The sequence below is a fragment of the Serratia sp. CY84636 genome (assembly GCF_052166245.1).
GTDB lineage: Bacteria > Pseudomonadota > Gammaproteobacteria > Enterobacterales > Enterobacteriaceae > Serratia > Serratia nevei.
Genome location: NZ_JBJNOX010000001.1, coordinates 797,285 through 809,993, shown reverse-complemented (window position 1 = coordinate 809,993; position 12,709 = coordinate 797,285). Strand labels below are relative to the sequence as shown.

Sequence of the window (12,709 nt, the reverse complement as noted above, 5' to 3'; positions counted from 1 at the left end):
ACCGCTCCGCCGGTAGGGTCAGCGCACCGGCCTCAGCGGGCCGGCAGCACGCACAACATTTCAAACAGCAGGTTGGCGGCCAGCAGCGCCGTGTTGCCGGAGCGATCGTAAGGTGGCGACACCTCCACCACGTCGCCGCCCACCAGGTTCAGCCCGTGGCAGCCGCGCACGATCTCCAGCCCCTGCCAGACCGACAGCCCGCCGACTTCCGGCGTGCCGGTGCCCGGTGCGAAGGCCGGATCCAGTCCGTCGATATCGAAGCTGAGGTAAACCGGCGCATCGCCCATCTGTTCACGGATCTCCGCCATCAGCGGCGTCAGCGACCGGTGCCAGCAGGCCTCGGCCGGCACCACGCGGAAGCCCTGGCGCCGTGACCAGTCGAAGTCGTCCGCCGCATAGCCGCTGCCGCGCAGGCCAATCTGCACCACCTTTTCCGGCGCCAGCAGCCCCTCCTCGAACGCGCGGCGGAAGGTGGTGCCGTGCGCCAGCTGTTCGCCGAACATCTCCTCGTTGGTGTCGGAATGCGCATCGACGTGGATCAGCCCGACCGGGCCATGCCGACGGGCGACGGCGCGCAGCACCGGCAGCGTCAGCGTGTGGTCGCCGCCGAGCGTCAACGGCATGCAGCCGTGCGCCAGGATCTCGTGGTAAGCCGCCTCGATGCGCTGCACGCTGTCCGCCAGGCTGTAAGGGTTGATGGCGACATCCCCCAGATCGGCCACCTGCAGACGTTCGAACGGGGCGGAGCCGGTGCCCATGTTGTAAGGGCGGATCATCACCGACTCCTGGCGGATCTGGCGCGGGCCATAGCGGGTGCCGCTGCGGTTGGAGGTGCCGATATCCAGCGGAATGCCGACAAAGGCGGCATCCAGACCGTGCGCCTGGTCGGCCGCGGGCAGGCGCATCATGGTGGGAATACCGGCAAAGCGCGGCATGTCGTTACCGCTTTGGGGTTGGTTCAGCATGGCGTTTCCTTGTCTTGATCTGCGATGAATTGAAACATTTGAGCAACATTCGCAGACTACCCCGTTGGCCACCCCGGCTACCATTCCCGCTTTTGCATGTAAACATCGAAAAACGCGATGCAACTAACTTATTGAAGTATTGATTTTTATTTCCACTTCATGCCATAAGGAAGGCCATATCTTCAGCGCCGCCCCTATTTTTTCGATGTTAAAAATGGGTTAACCGGCCGACGTTCTGCGGAGGGGGAATGCTCACCAACCTAAGCGATATCGATCTGAAACTGCTGCGGGTGTTCGTCGCGGTGGCAGAAGCCCAGGGCGTCAGCGCCGCGCAGGAAACGCTGCTGATGAACCAATCCACCATCAGCACCCACCTGGCCTCGCTGGAAACCCGGCTGGGTTTTCGCCTGTGCCAACGCGGCCGCTCAGGCTTCCGGCTGACGCCCAAGGGCGAACGCATGCTGATCGCCTGCCGTTCGCTGTTCAACGCCGCCCGCGACTTCACCCGGGTCAGCCAGTCGCTGAACGGCCTGCTGACCGGCGATCTGCAGATCGGTCTGGTGGATAATCTGGTTTCGCTGCCGGGCAACCCGTTCAGCCAGGCCATCAAACACTTCCAGCGCCGACATCAGGACGTGCAATTGCAGTGCCGCATCTGTTCACCGAACGAGATTGAGCAGGGGCTGCTGCACCGGCAGCTCGATCTGGGCATCGGCTACTTCGGCCAACAGTTGGAGGCGTTGCGTTATCAGTCATGGCTGGAGGAGACGCAGGCGATCTACTGCAGCGCGGATCACCCGCTGTTCGCGGTGGAAGAACCGGAGCGCGAGCAGATTGAAAACGCGCGTTGGGTCAAGCGCGGCTACCTGCTGGCGCAGCAGCTGTGCCCGATCGCGCCGCCTCACCTGGCTGCGGTGGCCCACCATATGGAAAGCGTCGCCCATCTGGTGCTGAGCGGTTCCTGTCTCGGCTACCTGCCCACCCACTACGCGGCGCGCTGGGTGGAACAGGGGCTGCTGCGGCAGCTGGGCGGCGCGGCGCTCTCTTACCGCGCCACGCTCAGCCTGGTCAGCCGCCCTGTCCAGCCCGACGAGGCGTTGAACGCGCTGCTGGAGGATTTGGCGCGCGCCGCACGCCAATCGCCTCATCGCTGAGAGGCCAGCGCCCGATTCATGGCAAACAGCGTGCCGGTTAAAGACAGGATGAGGAGCCCGATAATGGCCCAGGCAAAAGAGGCCGCTCCGCCCTTGTCGAGCAGCATGCCGCCGATCGCGCCACCGGCGGCCACGGCGGTATTCCAGCCCGTCGTATACATGGACTGCGCCATATCGGCCGCGCGGCCGGAAAGGCGTGACAATGCCGTCTGCGTGAGGGTGGCGAAACCGCCGAAAGCCACGCCCCACAATGCGACCGCGAGATACACCATCGGCGCAATCCTTCCGCCACTGGCCAGCAGCACGGCGGCGAGGGCAAAGATGACGATGCTCATCACCGTAAGAGATTGGACTCGTCGATCGACCAGCATCCCGGCGACGCCCAATCCGGCAATCGCGCCCAGCCCGAAGATAAACAGCACGATATCGACCCGCTCGGATAACCCCGACGGCTTGAGGAAAGGCTCCAGGTAGATATACAGAATGTTGTGGGCAACGATGAAGGTGAACACCACGAACAGCACGGCGCGGATCCCGCATTGCAAGAATACGCCGCTCAGAGACGGGCGATGCGCCTTAGCCTGGCCGGGGAAATCCGGCACGATGGCGATGATCCACACCACAAGCATCAGCGCCATCAACGTCATCAGGCCAAAGGCGCCCTGCCAGCCGATGGCTCGGCCAAGCAACGTGCCGAGCGGTACGCCGAGCACCAGCGCCAGGGTGGCGCCGGCGCCGGAGATCGCAATAGCGCGGCCGCCAAGATGGGCCGGTGACATGCGCACGGCGTAACCGGCCAGCAAGGACCAAACGATGCCGCCGAAAACGCCGGCGAAGAAACGCGTCGCCAATGAGACGTGGTAATCATGCGACAGCGCCGTGACGAGGTTGACGATGGCAAAGCCGCCGATCGCGCTCAAGAGCAAGGGGCGGCGCCGCATGCCCTGCGTCAATGCGGTGAGCGGAATGGCGGCGACCAACGCCCCCACCGCATAGGCGGTGATGAATTGCCCCGCCAGGCTTTCAGACACGCTCAAATCGCCCGCGATCGAAGAAAGCACGCCCGCCGGCATGATCTCGGTCAGCAGCGTGATGAAAGCGGCCATCGCCAACGCCAGCAGGCCCCCCAGAGGCAACCGCTCGCTGCTCGCGGCAGGCGCAGATATCGTCGTTTGATTCATCAATCACTCCCCATTCAAAGATGTTTCCGCCCATTGCGGATGACGTTTGCATCATGCTGCCCACTCGCCGATAAAAGAAAAACAGGCTAAAGTGAACAACACTCATGACATAAAGGTCATCAATAGAATGGAAGCCTATGGAAAGCTTGGGTTCTCTCGACGTTTTCGTGCGGGTCAGTGAAAGCCGCAGCTTCACGGCGGCCGGGCAACAGCTGGGGATCTCCGCGTCGGCGGTCAGCAAAACCATCGCCCGGCTGGAGGAACGGCTCAGCGTGCGGTTGTTTCACCGCTCCACCCGCACGGTCAACCTGACGCCGGAAGGCGCCTTGTTCCTGGAAAGGTGCCGACGCATTTTGAGCGAGGTGAAAGACGCGGAAGCCGAACTGTTGCAAACGCGAGGAACGCCCCAGGGTAAGCTGCGCATCAGTCTCCCGTCGCTGGGCACGCTTTTCATGCCAAAACTGGGGGACTTCAAGCGCCGCTATCCTGAGATCGAGCTGGATATTGATTATTCGGATCGGCTGGTTGACGTGATTGAGGAAGGTTTCGATGCCGTTATCCGCAGCGGCACCCCGAGCGATTCACGGCTGGTTGCCCGTCGGTTGGGGACCTGCCGCAAGGTTTTCGTTGGCGCGCCAAGCTATTTCAGCCAAGCGGGTATGCCGAGCAAGCCCGAGGATCTGACAAGCCATGCCCGTTTGCATTATCGCTTTCCCAGCACCGGCAAACTGGATGTCTGGCCGCTGGGGGACAAGACGGAGATGATCCCCGAACGGCCGGCCAGCATGGTGACAAATACCCTCGATCCGCAGGTGTGCTTCGCGGAGCAAGGGCTCGGCATCGCTTATTTGCCGGAGATCGCCGTGCGCAGACAGCTGGAACAGGGCAGCCTGGTGACGGTTCTGGATGAATACGACCGCGAGAACATGGTTTTTCATGTCCTCTGGCCGTCGGGCCGCCACCTGTCAGTCAAAATCAGGCTGTTCGTCGACTTTGTGACGAGCCACCTTTTCCCGCTTTAAACGACGTATGCTGCCTTAACTGACCGGCATGCGCGCCGGATCGGGATACTGGTACTCAAACCCCAGCTCGTTGCAGATACGGTTGCCGTCCACCAGCCGCTCATCCTGCTCCGCTTCGTCGGCGAACTGCGGCGGCTCCAGGTGCAGCTGCTCGGCCAGCGCCGGATAAAATTCGCGTTTGGCCGGATGACGCGGCGCGCACAGGTTGTACACGTGACCGCCCTTCGGCAGCTTCAGCAACAGCTGGATGGCGGCGATGACGTCGTCCTGGTGCACCAGATTCACCCCCTGCGAACCGCCCTTCACATCGAGCTTGCCCGCCAGGAAGCGACCGGGGTGACGATCGGCGCCCACCAGCCCCGCCAGCCGCAGAATGTCCACCGAGGTGTTCGGCAATTCATGCAGCCAGCGCTCCAGCTCGGCCAGCACCCGGCCCGACGGCGAGACCGGCCGCAGCGGCGACTCTTCGCGCAGCGTGCCGGCGGTTTCGCCGTACACCGAGGTGGAACTGGTAAAGATCACCCGCGGCACGCCGAAGGCCATCGCGCTGTCCACCAGCATGCGCACCGCATTGAAATAGTTCTCGCTGCCTTCGACGGTGCGGCGAGCGGGCAGCGTCACCACCAGCGCATCCACACGCAGCAGCGATTCCAGATCGTCCGGATCGCACACCAGCTCCGGCGTCAGCTCCAGTTGATAGCATTCGATGCCGCTCATGCGCGCGGCCTCGACGCCGTCCGGCGTGGTTTTGCTGCCGACCACATCATACCCGCGCCCCATCAGCGACAGCGCCAACGGCATGCCCAGCCAACCCAAACCAATAATGGCTACCTTTTTCATCCTCTTCCTCTCCTGAAGATCGCAGCGCCCTACCCCTAAGGCTACGCCACTGCGCACGGCGATACAATCTGCCCGGCTTAAGGTTAGGTAAAGCCGTCTGTGGCTAATAACCTAACCTGTTTCAATAAATTAAATTTATGACGTTAAAAAAGGGTTGCGCGGTGGACAGCGGATAGTTTAGCTTAATTGGCATACGGTTTTTACCGGCTTTTGATTAGAGAAAAACACCATGACACGCGTTCAGTTCAACCACCATCATCACCATCACCCTGACTAGTCTTTCAGGCGATGAGTGCTGGAAGACGGTTTGTTAATCTTCCAGTGGCGCGCAGAACGCAAGAGAGAGCCCTCGGAAGATTTCTTCCGAGGGTTTTTTTTTGGCTCCGGACAGACAGAAAAGAATAGTTTTTACAATAAATTCATAAAATTACAGATTAAACAGAGGTTACCATGCTGGACAAGACACGTTTACGGATCGCAATGCAGAAGTCGGGCCGCCTGAGCGATGAATCCCAGGAGCTGCTGGCGCGCTGCGGCATCAAGATCAACCTGCAGCAACAGCGCCTGATCGCCTTCGCGGAAAACATGCCGATCGATATCCTGCGCGTGCGCGACGACGACATTCCGGGCCTGGTGATGGACGGCGTGGTCGATCTGGGCATCATCGGCGAAAACGTGCTGGAAGAAGAGCTGCTCAGCCGCCGCGCTCAGGGCGAAGACCCGCGCTACTTCACCCTGCGCCGCCTCGATTTCGGCGGCTGCCGCCTGTCGCTGGCCACCCCGCTCGACGCCGAATATACCGGCCCGCAAAACCTGCAGGACGCCCGCATCGCCACCTCTTACCCGCACCTGCTGAAGCAATACCTCGACAAGCAGGGCGTGCGCTTTAAATCTTGCCTGCTGAACGGCTCGGTGGAAGTGGCGCCGCGTGCCGGCCTGGCCGACGCCATCTGCGATCTGGTCTCTACCGGCGCCACGCTGGAGGCCAACGGCCTGCGCGAAGTGGAAGTGATCTACCGCTCCAAGGCCTGCCTGATTCAGCGCGACGGCGAAATGCCGGAAGCCAAGCAGCAGCTGATCGACCGCCTGATGACCCGCATTCAGGGCGTGATCCAGGCGCGCGAATCCAAATACATCATGCTGCACGCGCCGAGCGAGAAGCTGGACGAGATCGTCGCGCTGCTGCCGGGCGCCGAGCGCCCGACCATTCTGCCGCTGGCCGGCGCGCAGAACCGCGTGGCGATGCACATGGTGAGCAGCGAAACCCTGTTCTGGGAAACCATGGAAAAACTGAAAGCGCTCGGCGCCAGCTCGATTCTGGTGCTGCCGATTGAAAAGATGATGGAGTAACGCCATGTCGACCTTCAACACGCCGATCGATTGGGCAACGTGCAGCGCCGAACGCCAGGCCGAGCTGCTGATGCGCCCGGCAATCGCCGCTTCCGATAGCATCACCCGCACGGTGAGCGAGATCCTCGACAACGTGAAGGCCAACGGCGATCGGGCGCTGCGCGACTACAGCGCCCGTTTCGACAAGGCGGACGTCGCCGCGCTGCGCGTCAGCGCCGAGCAGATCGCCGCCGCCTGCGCCCGACTGGGCGATGACATCAAACAGGCGATGGCGGTGGCCGTCGCCAACGTGGACACCTTCCACAACGCGCAGCGACTGCCGCCGGTGGACGTCGAAACGCAGCCGGGCGTGCGCTGCCAGCAGGTGACCCGCCCAATCGGCTCAGTGGGCCTGTATATTCCCGGTGGATCGGCGCCGCTGTTCTCCACCGTGCTGATGCTGGCGACGCCGGCGCGCATCGCCGGTTGCCGCCGGGTGGTGCTGTGCTCGCCGCCGCCGATCGCCGATGAGATCCTGTATGCGGCGCAGCTGTGCGGCGTGCAGGAAGTGTTTCAGGTCGGGGGCGCGCAGGCGATCGCCGCCCTGGCGTTCGGCACCGAAAGCGTGCCGCGCGTGGCGAAAATCTTCGGGCCGGGCAACGCCTTCGTGACCGAAGCCAAGCGACAGGTCAGCCAGCGTCTCGACGGCGCGGCCATCGACATGCCGGCCGGGCCTTCGGAGGTGCTGGTGATCGCCGACGCCGGCGCCACCCCGGCGTTCGTCGCTTCCGATCTGCTGTCGCAGGCCGAACACGGCCCGGATTCGCAGGTGATTCTGCTGACGCCGGACGCGGCAATGGCGCAGGCAGTGGCCGAAGCGGTGGAAAGCCAGCTGGCCGAGCTGCCGCGCGCCGAGACCGCCCGCCAGGCGCTGGCGAGCAGCCGCCTGATCGTAGCGCGCGATCTGCCTGAGTGCGTGGCCATCAGCAACCGCTACGGCCCGGAGCACCTGATCATTCAGACCCGCAATGCGCGCGAGCTGGTAGACGGCATCACCAGCGCCGGCTCGGTGTTCCTCGGCGACTGGTCGCCGGAGTCCGCCGGCGATTACGCCTCCGGTACCAACCACGTGCTGCCGACCTACGGCTACACCGCCACCTGCTCCAGCCTGGGGCTGGCCGATTTTCAAAAACGCATGACGGTGCAGGAGCTGACGCCGCAGGGCTTCAGCAACCTGGCCGCCACCATCGAGACGCTGGCTGCCGCCGAGCAGCTGATCGCCCACAAGAACGCCGTGACCCTGCGCGTCGCCGCCCTGAAGGAGCAAGCATGAGCATCGAAAAACTGGCACGCGCCAACGTTCGCGAGCTGACCCCTTATCAATCGGCGCGTCGCCTCGGCGGTAAGGGCGACGTGTGGCTCAATGCCAACGAATACCCGATCGCGCCCGAGTTCCAGCTGACCGCGCAAACCTTCAACCGCTATCCGGAGTGCCAGCCGGCGTTGGTGATCGAACGCTACGCCGCCTACGCCGGGGTGAAGAAAGAGCAGGTGCTGGTCAGCCGCGGCGCCGATGAAGGCATCGAGCTGCTGATCCGCGCCTTCTGCGAGCCGGGTAAAGACGCCATCTTGTTCTGCCCGCCGACCTACGGCATGTACGCCGTCAGCGCCGAAACCTTCGGCGTGGAGCGCCGCACCGTAGCCGCCAAAGAAGACTGGCAGCTGGATCTGCCGGCCATCGCAGACAGCATGGACAACGTGAAGCTGATCTACGTCTGCAGCCCGAACAACCCGACCGGCAACCTGATCGATCCGGACTCTCTGCGCAACCTGCTGGAGCTGGCCAAAGGCAAGGCGATCGTCGCGGTGGACGAAGCCTATATCGAGTTTTGCCCGCAGGCCTCGGTGGCCGGGTGGCTGAGCGACTATCCGCACCTGGCTATCCTGCGCACGCTGTCGAAGGCCTTTGCGCTGGCCGGCCTGCGCTGCGGCTTTACGCTCGCGAACGAAGATCTGATCGCCCTGCTGCTGAAAGTGATCGCGCCTTACCCGCTTTCGACGCCGGTGGCGGATATCGCCGCGCAGGCGCTGAGCGAAGAAGGTATCCGCACCATGCGCCAGCGCGTCACCGACATTGCCGCCACCCGCAGCTGGCTGCAGCAACAGTTGGAAAAATGCGCCTGCGTCGAGCAGGTTTTCGCCAGCGACAGCAATTACCTGCTGGCCCGCTTCACCGCCTCAAGTAATGTGTTTAAAAGCTTGTGGGATCAGGGCATTATCTTACGAGACCAAAACAAACAGCCCGGGTTGTCCGGCTGCCTGCGCATCACCATAGGCACCCGCGACGAATGTCAACGCGTGGTGGACGCCTTGTCCGCCCAGCCCGGTGCCAACCAGACTCGCCAGGAGCCAATGTGAGCCAAAAAATCCTCTTTATCGATCGTGACGGCACGCTGATCGCCGAGCCACCGGAAGATTTCCAGGTTGACCGCCTGGACAAGCTGGCGCTCGAGCCGGACGTGATCCCTTCCCTGCTGGCGCTGCAACAGGCGGGGTATCAGCTGGTGATGATCACCAATCAGGATGGGCTCGGCACCGCCAGTTTCCCGCAGGAAACCTTCGACCCGCCGCACAACCTGATGATGCAGATCCTCAGCTCGCAGGGCATTCAGTTCTCCGATGTGCTGATCTGCCCGCACCTGCCGGCGGACAACTGCGACTGCCGCAAGCCGAAAACCGCGCTGGTGAAGGGTTACCTCGAACCCGGCGTGCTGAATGCCGCCCACAGCTACGTGATCGGCGATCGACCGACCGACGTGCAGCTGGCGGAAAACATGGGCATCCAGGGGCTGCGCTACCAGCGCGGCGTGCTGGGCTGGAAAGAGATCGTGCGCCAGCTGACGCTGCGCGATCGCCATGCGCGGGTTAATCGCGTGACCAAAGAGACGCAGATCGACGTCAACGTCTGGCTGGATCGCGAAGGCGGCAGCAAGATCAAAACCGGCGTCGGCTTCTTCGATCACATGCTGGATCAGATCGCCACCCACGGCGGCTTCCGCATGGAGATCGACGTCAAAGGCGATCTGTATATCGACGATCACCACACGGTGGAAGACACCGGCCTGGCGCTGGGTGAAGCGCTGAACAAGGCGCTCGGCGACAAGCGCGGCATCGCCCGCTTCGGCTTCGTGTTGCCGATGGACGAATGCCTGGCGCGCTGCGCGCTGGATATCTCCGGCCGCCCGCACCTGGAGTACAAGGCCGAGTTCAACTATCAGCGCGTCGGCGATCTCAGCACCGAAATGGTCGAGCACTTCTTCCGTTCGCTCTCTTACACCATGGGCTGCACGCTGCACCTGAAGACCAAGGGCAAAAACGACCACCACCGGGTCGAGAGCCTGTTCAAAGTGTTTGGCCGCACGCTGCGCCAGGCGATCCGCGTCGAGGGCAATACCCTGCCGAGCTCGAAAGGAGTGCTGTGATGAACGTGGTGATTTTGGATACCGGCTGCGCCAACCTGGCCTCCGTCACCTACGCGGTGCGGCGCCTGGGCTATCAGCCGGAGGTGAGCCGCGATCCGGAGATCGTGCTGCGCGCCGACAAGCTGTTCCTGCCGGGCGTCGGCACCGCACAGGCGGCGATGGATCAACTGCGCGAGCGCGATCTGATCGAACTGATCAGGGCCTGCACGCAGCCGGTGCTGGGCATCTGCCTCGGCATGCAGCTGCTGGCGGCCAGCAGCGAAGAGAACGGCGGCGTGACCACGCTCGGCCTCATCGATACGCCGGTCAAGCAGATGACCGACTTCGGCCTGCCGCTGCCGCACATGGGCTGGAACCAGGTGTCCGCGCAGGCGGGCCACCATCTGTTCCGCGGCATCGATGACGGCGCCTACTTCTATTTCGTTCACAGCTATGCGATGCCGATATGCCCCAGCACCATCGCCCAGGCGAACTACGGCGAGCCCTTCACCGCCGCCGTGCAAAAAGACAACTTCTTCGGCGTGCAGTTTCATCCAGAACGATCTGGAGCGGCCGGCGCGCAACTGTTGAAAAACTTTCTGGAGATGTAGGCAGCATGATTATTCCGGCTTTGGATTTGATCGACGGCAACGTGGTGCGTTTGCATCAGGGCGATTACGGCCAACAGCGCGACTACGGCAACGATCCGCTGCTGCGCCTGCAGGACTATCAACAACAGGGCGCCCAGGTGCTGCACCTGGTCGATTTGACCGGCGCCAAGGATCCGGCGGCGCGCCAGATCCCGCTGCTGCGCAAGCTGTTGGCGGGGGTTGACGTACCGGTGCAGGTCGGCGGCGGCATCCGCAATGAGCAGGACGTCAGCGCCCTGCTGGAGGCCGGCGCCACGCGCGTGGTGATCGGCTCCACCGCGGTGAAACAGCCGCAGTTGGTGCAGGGCTGGTTCGAGCGCTACGGCGCCGACGCGCTGGTGCTGGCGCTGGACGTGCGCATCGATGCGCAGGGCGTGAAACGCGTGGCTATAAGCGGCTGGCAGGAGGATTCCGACGCCACGCTGGAACAGGTGGTGGAGCAGTTCCTGCCCTACGGGCTCAAGCACGTGCTGTGCACCGACATTTCGCGCGACGGTACGCTGGCCGGGTCCAACGTGGCGCTGTATCGGGAGATCGGCCGCCGTTATCCACAGGTGGCCTTCCAGGCCTCGGGCGGCATCGGCAATCTGGACGACATCGCCCAGCTGCGCGGCAGCGGCGTTGCCGGCGTGATCGTGGGGCGCGCCCTGCTGGAAGGTAAATTTAGCGTTGAGGAGGCGATCGCATGCTGGCAAAACGGATAATCCCGTGCCTGGATGTTAAAGACGGGCAAGTGGTGAAAGGCGTGCAGTTCCGCAACCACGAGATCATCGGCGACATCGTGCCGCTGGCGCAGCGCTATGCACAAGAAGGTGCGGACGAGCTGGTGTTTTACGATATCACTGCCTCGAGCGACGGCCGGGTGGTGGACAAAAGCTGGGTATCGCGCGTGGCAGAGGTGATTGATATTCCGTTCTGCGTCGCCGGCGGCATTAAAAGCGCCGAGGACGCCAGCCAGATCCTGTCTTTCGGCGCCGACAAAATTTCAATCAACTCGCCGGCGCTGGCCGATCCTGAGCTGATTAGCCGCCTGGCGGAACGCTTCGGCGTACAGTGCATCGTGGTAGGCATCGACACCTGGTTCGACAGTGAAACCGGCAAGTATCACGTCAACCAATATACCGGCGATGAGAGCCGCACCCGCATCACCCAGTGGGAAACCCTCGACTGGGTACAGGAAGTGCAGCGCCGCGGCGCCGGTGAGATCGTGCTGAACATGATGAACCAGGACGGCGTGCGCAACGGTTACGATCTGCAGCAGCTGCGCCTGGTGCGCGAGGCCTGCAAGGTGCCGCTGATCGCCTCCGGCGGCGCGGGCACCATGGAGCACTTCCTGGAAGCGTTCCGCGATGCGGACGTCGACGGCGCGCTGGCGGCGTCGGTGTTCCACAAACAAATCATCAATATCGGCGAACTGAAAAGGTTCCTGGTTGAACAAGGCGTGGAGATTCGCGTGTGCTGACAGAACAACAGAGAAACCAGCTGGACTGGGAAAAAACCGACGGTCTGATGCCGGCCATCGTGCAGCACGCCGTTTCCGGCGAAGTGCTGATGCTGGGTTACATGACGCAGGAAGCGCTGGCGACCACCGAGCAGAGCGGTAACGTCACCTTCTTCTCACGCACCAAGCAGCGTCTGTGGACCAAAGGTGAAAGCTCCGGCCATTTCCTCAAGGTGGTCAGCATTACGCCGGACTGCGATAACGACACGCTGCTGGTATTGGCCAACCCGATCGGCCCGACCTGCCACCTCGGCAACAGCAGCTGCTTCCACCCGGCCGCCAGCGACTGGACGTTCCTCTATCAGTTGGAGCAGCTGTTGGCGGAGCGCAAGCACGCCAGCCCGGACAGCTCGTACACCGCCAGCCTGTATGCCAGCGGCACCAAGCGCATCGCGCAGAAAGTCGGGGAGGAAGGCGTGGAAACCGCGCTGGCCGCCACGGTCAACGATCGCGAAGAGCTGACCAACGAAGCTTCGGACCTGATCTATCACCTGCTGGTGCTGCTGCAGGACCAGGATCTGGATCTGAGCGCGGTGATCGGCCGGCTGCGCGAGCGGCATCAGAAAAAAGCGTGACGTTAAATTACACGCAATAAAAAAGCCGCCG

Annotated in this window: 14 protein-coding genes and 1 other annotated feature; of the genes, 11 read left to right on the top strand and 3 right to left on the bottom strand. The window is 62.9% G+C overall.

All coding sequences use genetic code 11. The features are described 5' to 3' along the window. Nucleotides 1-32: 32 nt before the first annotated feature. Nucleotides 33-965, bottom strand: a complete 933-nt coding sequence (gene speB, locus ACJ8QI_RS04035) for an agmatinase (RefSeq protein ID WP_033637774.1) — start codon at nucleotides 963-965, stop codon at nucleotides 33-35. Nucleotides 966-1,213: 248 nt separating this feature from the next. Between speB and ACJ8QI_RS04030 the strand changes: the two genes are divergently transcribed. Further along, nucleotides 1,214-2,119: a LysR family transcriptional regulator gene (locus tag ACJ8QI_RS04030; RefSeq protein ID WP_060421547.1), complete on the top strand. Its 906-nt coding sequence runs from the start codon at nucleotides 1,214-1,216 to the stop codon at nucleotides 2,117-2,119. Here ACJ8QI_RS04030 and ACJ8QI_RS04025 read toward each other — a convergent pair. Further along, nucleotides 2,110-3,300 carry an MFS transporter gene (locus tag ACJ8QI_RS04025; protein ID WP_442532102.1) on the bottom strand — a complete coding sequence of 397 codons (1,191 nt, stop codon included), beginning with the start codon at nucleotides 3,298-3,300 and terminating at the stop codon, nucleotides 2,110-2,112. The genes ACJ8QI_RS04030 and ACJ8QI_RS04025 overlap by 10 nt on opposite strands. Nucleotides 3,301-3,437: 137 nt before the next feature. Here ACJ8QI_RS04025 and ACJ8QI_RS04020 point away from each other — a divergent pair, with 137 nt between their 5' ends. Continuing rightward, the gene (locus tag ACJ8QI_RS04020) at nucleotides 3,438-4,322 is read left to right on the top strand and encodes a LysR family transcriptional regulator (protein WP_084826523.1); all 885 of its coding nucleotides are present in this window, start codon (nucleotides 3,438-3,440) and stop codon (nucleotides 4,320-4,322) included. A gap of 15 nt (nucleotides 4,323-4,337) precedes the next feature. Here the strand turns inward: ACJ8QI_RS04020 and ACJ8QI_RS04015 are convergent, their stop codons facing one another. Next, complete coding sequence (locus tag ACJ8QI_RS04015; protein ID WP_015377257.1) at nucleotides 4,338-5,162, bottom strand: SDR family oxidoreductase; 825 nt, start codon at nucleotides 5,160-5,162, stop codon at nucleotides 4,338-4,340. Nucleotides 5,163-5,391: 229 nt separating this feature from the next. Here ACJ8QI_RS04015 and hisL point away from each other — a divergent pair, with 229 nt between their 5' ends. From hisL to hisIE, 9 genes are all read left to right on the top strand, one after another. After that, nucleotides 5,392-5,439, top strand: a complete 48-nt coding sequence (hisL, locus tag ACJ8QI_RS04010) for a his operon leader peptide (RefSeq protein WP_100396937.1) — start codon at nucleotides 5,392-5,394, stop codon at nucleotides 5,437-5,439. Next, nucleotides 5,415-5,541: a sequence feature (His leader region), on the top strand. Its footprint overlaps the gene before it by 25 nt. Before the next feature lie 71 nt (nucleotides 5,542-5,612). Continuing rightward, nucleotides 5,613-6,512 (top strand): ATP phosphoribosyltransferase, encoded by a 900-nt coding sequence (gene hisG, locus ACJ8QI_RS04005; protein WP_049202244.1) that lies wholly within the window; start codon nucleotides 5,613-5,615, stop codon nucleotides 6,510-6,512. 4 nt (nucleotides 6,513-6,516) lie between these two features. Further along, the gene (gene hisD, locus ACJ8QI_RS04000; RefSeq protein WP_442532101.1) at nucleotides 6,517-7,824 is read left to right on the top strand and encodes a histidinol dehydrogenase; all 1,308 of its coding nucleotides are present in this window, start codon (nucleotides 6,517-6,519) and stop codon (nucleotides 7,822-7,824) included. Further along, on the top strand, nucleotides 7,821-8,909 hold the full coding sequence (hisC, locus tag ACJ8QI_RS03995) for a histidinol-phosphate transaminase (RefSeq protein WP_442532100.1): 1,089 nt from the start codon (nucleotides 7,821-7,823) through the stop codon (nucleotides 8,907-8,909). The genes hisD and hisC overlap by 4 nt, the downstream gene beginning before the upstream one ends. Continuing rightward, entirely contained in the window at nucleotides 8,906-9,973 is a 1,068-nt protein-coding gene (hisB, locus tag ACJ8QI_RS03990) for a bifunctional histidinol-phosphatase/imidazoleglycerol-phosphate dehydratase HisB (protein ID WP_084826525.1), read from the top strand. Before hisC ends, hisB begins: the two co-directional genes overlap by 4 nt. Beyond that, on the top strand, nucleotides 9,973-10,563 hold the full coding sequence (hisH, locus tag ACJ8QI_RS03985) for an imidazole glycerol phosphate synthase subunit HisH (RefSeq protein WP_004938803.1): 591 nt from the start codon (nucleotides 9,973-9,975) through the stop codon (nucleotides 10,561-10,563). The genes hisB and hisH overlap by 1 nt, the downstream gene beginning before the upstream one ends. 5 nt (nucleotides 10,564-10,568) lie before the next feature. Continuing rightward, nucleotides 10,569-11,306, top strand: coding sequence for a 1-(5-phosphoribosyl)-5-[(5-phosphoribosylamino)methylideneamino]imidazole-4-carboxamide isomerase (hisA, locus tag ACJ8QI_RS03980; protein ID WP_336843004.1), 738 nt, complete (start codon nucleotides 10,569-10,571; stop codon nucleotides 11,304-11,306). Further along, the gene (gene hisF / locus ACJ8QI_RS03975; protein ID WP_041034248.1) at nucleotides 11,288-12,064 is read left to right on the top strand and encodes an imidazole glycerol phosphate synthase subunit HisF; all 777 of its coding nucleotides are present in this window, start codon (nucleotides 11,288-11,290) and stop codon (nucleotides 12,062-12,064) included. The genes hisA and hisF overlap by 19 nt, the downstream gene beginning before the upstream one ends. Further along, on the top strand, nucleotides 12,058-12,678 hold the full coding sequence (gene hisIE, locus ACJ8QI_RS03970) for a bifunctional phosphoribosyl-AMP cyclohydrolase/phosphoribosyl-ATP diphosphatase HisIE (RefSeq protein ID WP_060440333.1): 621 nt from the start codon (nucleotides 12,058-12,060) through the stop codon (nucleotides 12,676-12,678). The genes hisF and hisIE overlap by 7 nt, the downstream gene beginning before the upstream one ends. Nucleotides 12,679-12,709: the final 31 nt, after the last annotated feature.

What these genes read in the sequence shown, in the direction of transcription:
- speB (WP_033637774.1), bottom strand. Translation starts at nt 965, where the DNA reads ATGCTGAACCAACCCCAAAGCGGTAACGACATGCCGCGCTTTGCCGGT.
- ACJ8QI_RS04030 (WP_060421547.1), top strand. Translation starts at nt 1,214, where the DNA reads ATGCTCACCAACCTAAGCGATATCGATCTGAAACTGCTGCGGGTGTTC.
- hisC (WP_442532100.1), top strand. Translation starts at nt 7,821, where the DNA reads ATGAGCATCGAAAAACTGGCACGCGCCAACGTTCGCGAGCTGACCCCT.
- ACJ8QI_RS04025 (WP_442532102.1), bottom strand. Translation starts at nt 3,300, where the DNA reads ATGAATCAAACGACGATATCTGCGCCTGCCGCGAGCAGCGAGCGGTTG.
- ACJ8QI_RS04015 (WP_015377257.1), bottom strand. Translation starts at nt 5,162, where the DNA reads ATGAAAAAGGTAGCCATTATTGGTTTGGGTTGGCTGGGCATGCCGTTG.
- hisA (WP_336843004.1), top strand. Translation starts at nt 10,569, where the DNA reads ATGATTATTCCGGCTTTGGATTTGATCGACGGCAACGTGGTGCGTTTG.
- hisG (WP_049202244.1), top strand. Translation starts at nt 5,613, where the DNA reads ATGCTGGACAAGACACGTTTACGGATCGCAATGCAGAAGTCGGGCCGC.
- hisD (WP_442532101.1), top strand. Translation starts at nt 6,517, where the DNA reads ATGTCGACCTTCAACACGCCGATCGATTGGGCAACGTGCAGCGCCGAA.
- ACJ8QI_RS04020 (WP_084826523.1), top strand. Translation starts at nt 3,438, where the DNA reads ATGGAAAGCTTGGGTTCTCTCGACGTTTTCGTGCGGGTCAGTGAAAGC.
- hisH (WP_004938803.1), top strand. Translation starts at nt 9,973, where the DNA reads ATGAACGTGGTGATTTTGGATACCGGCTGCGCCAACCTGGCCTCCGTC.
- hisF (WP_041034248.1), top strand. Translation starts at nt 11,288, where the DNA reads ATGCTGGCAAAACGGATAATCCCGTGCCTGGATGTTAAAGACGGGCAA.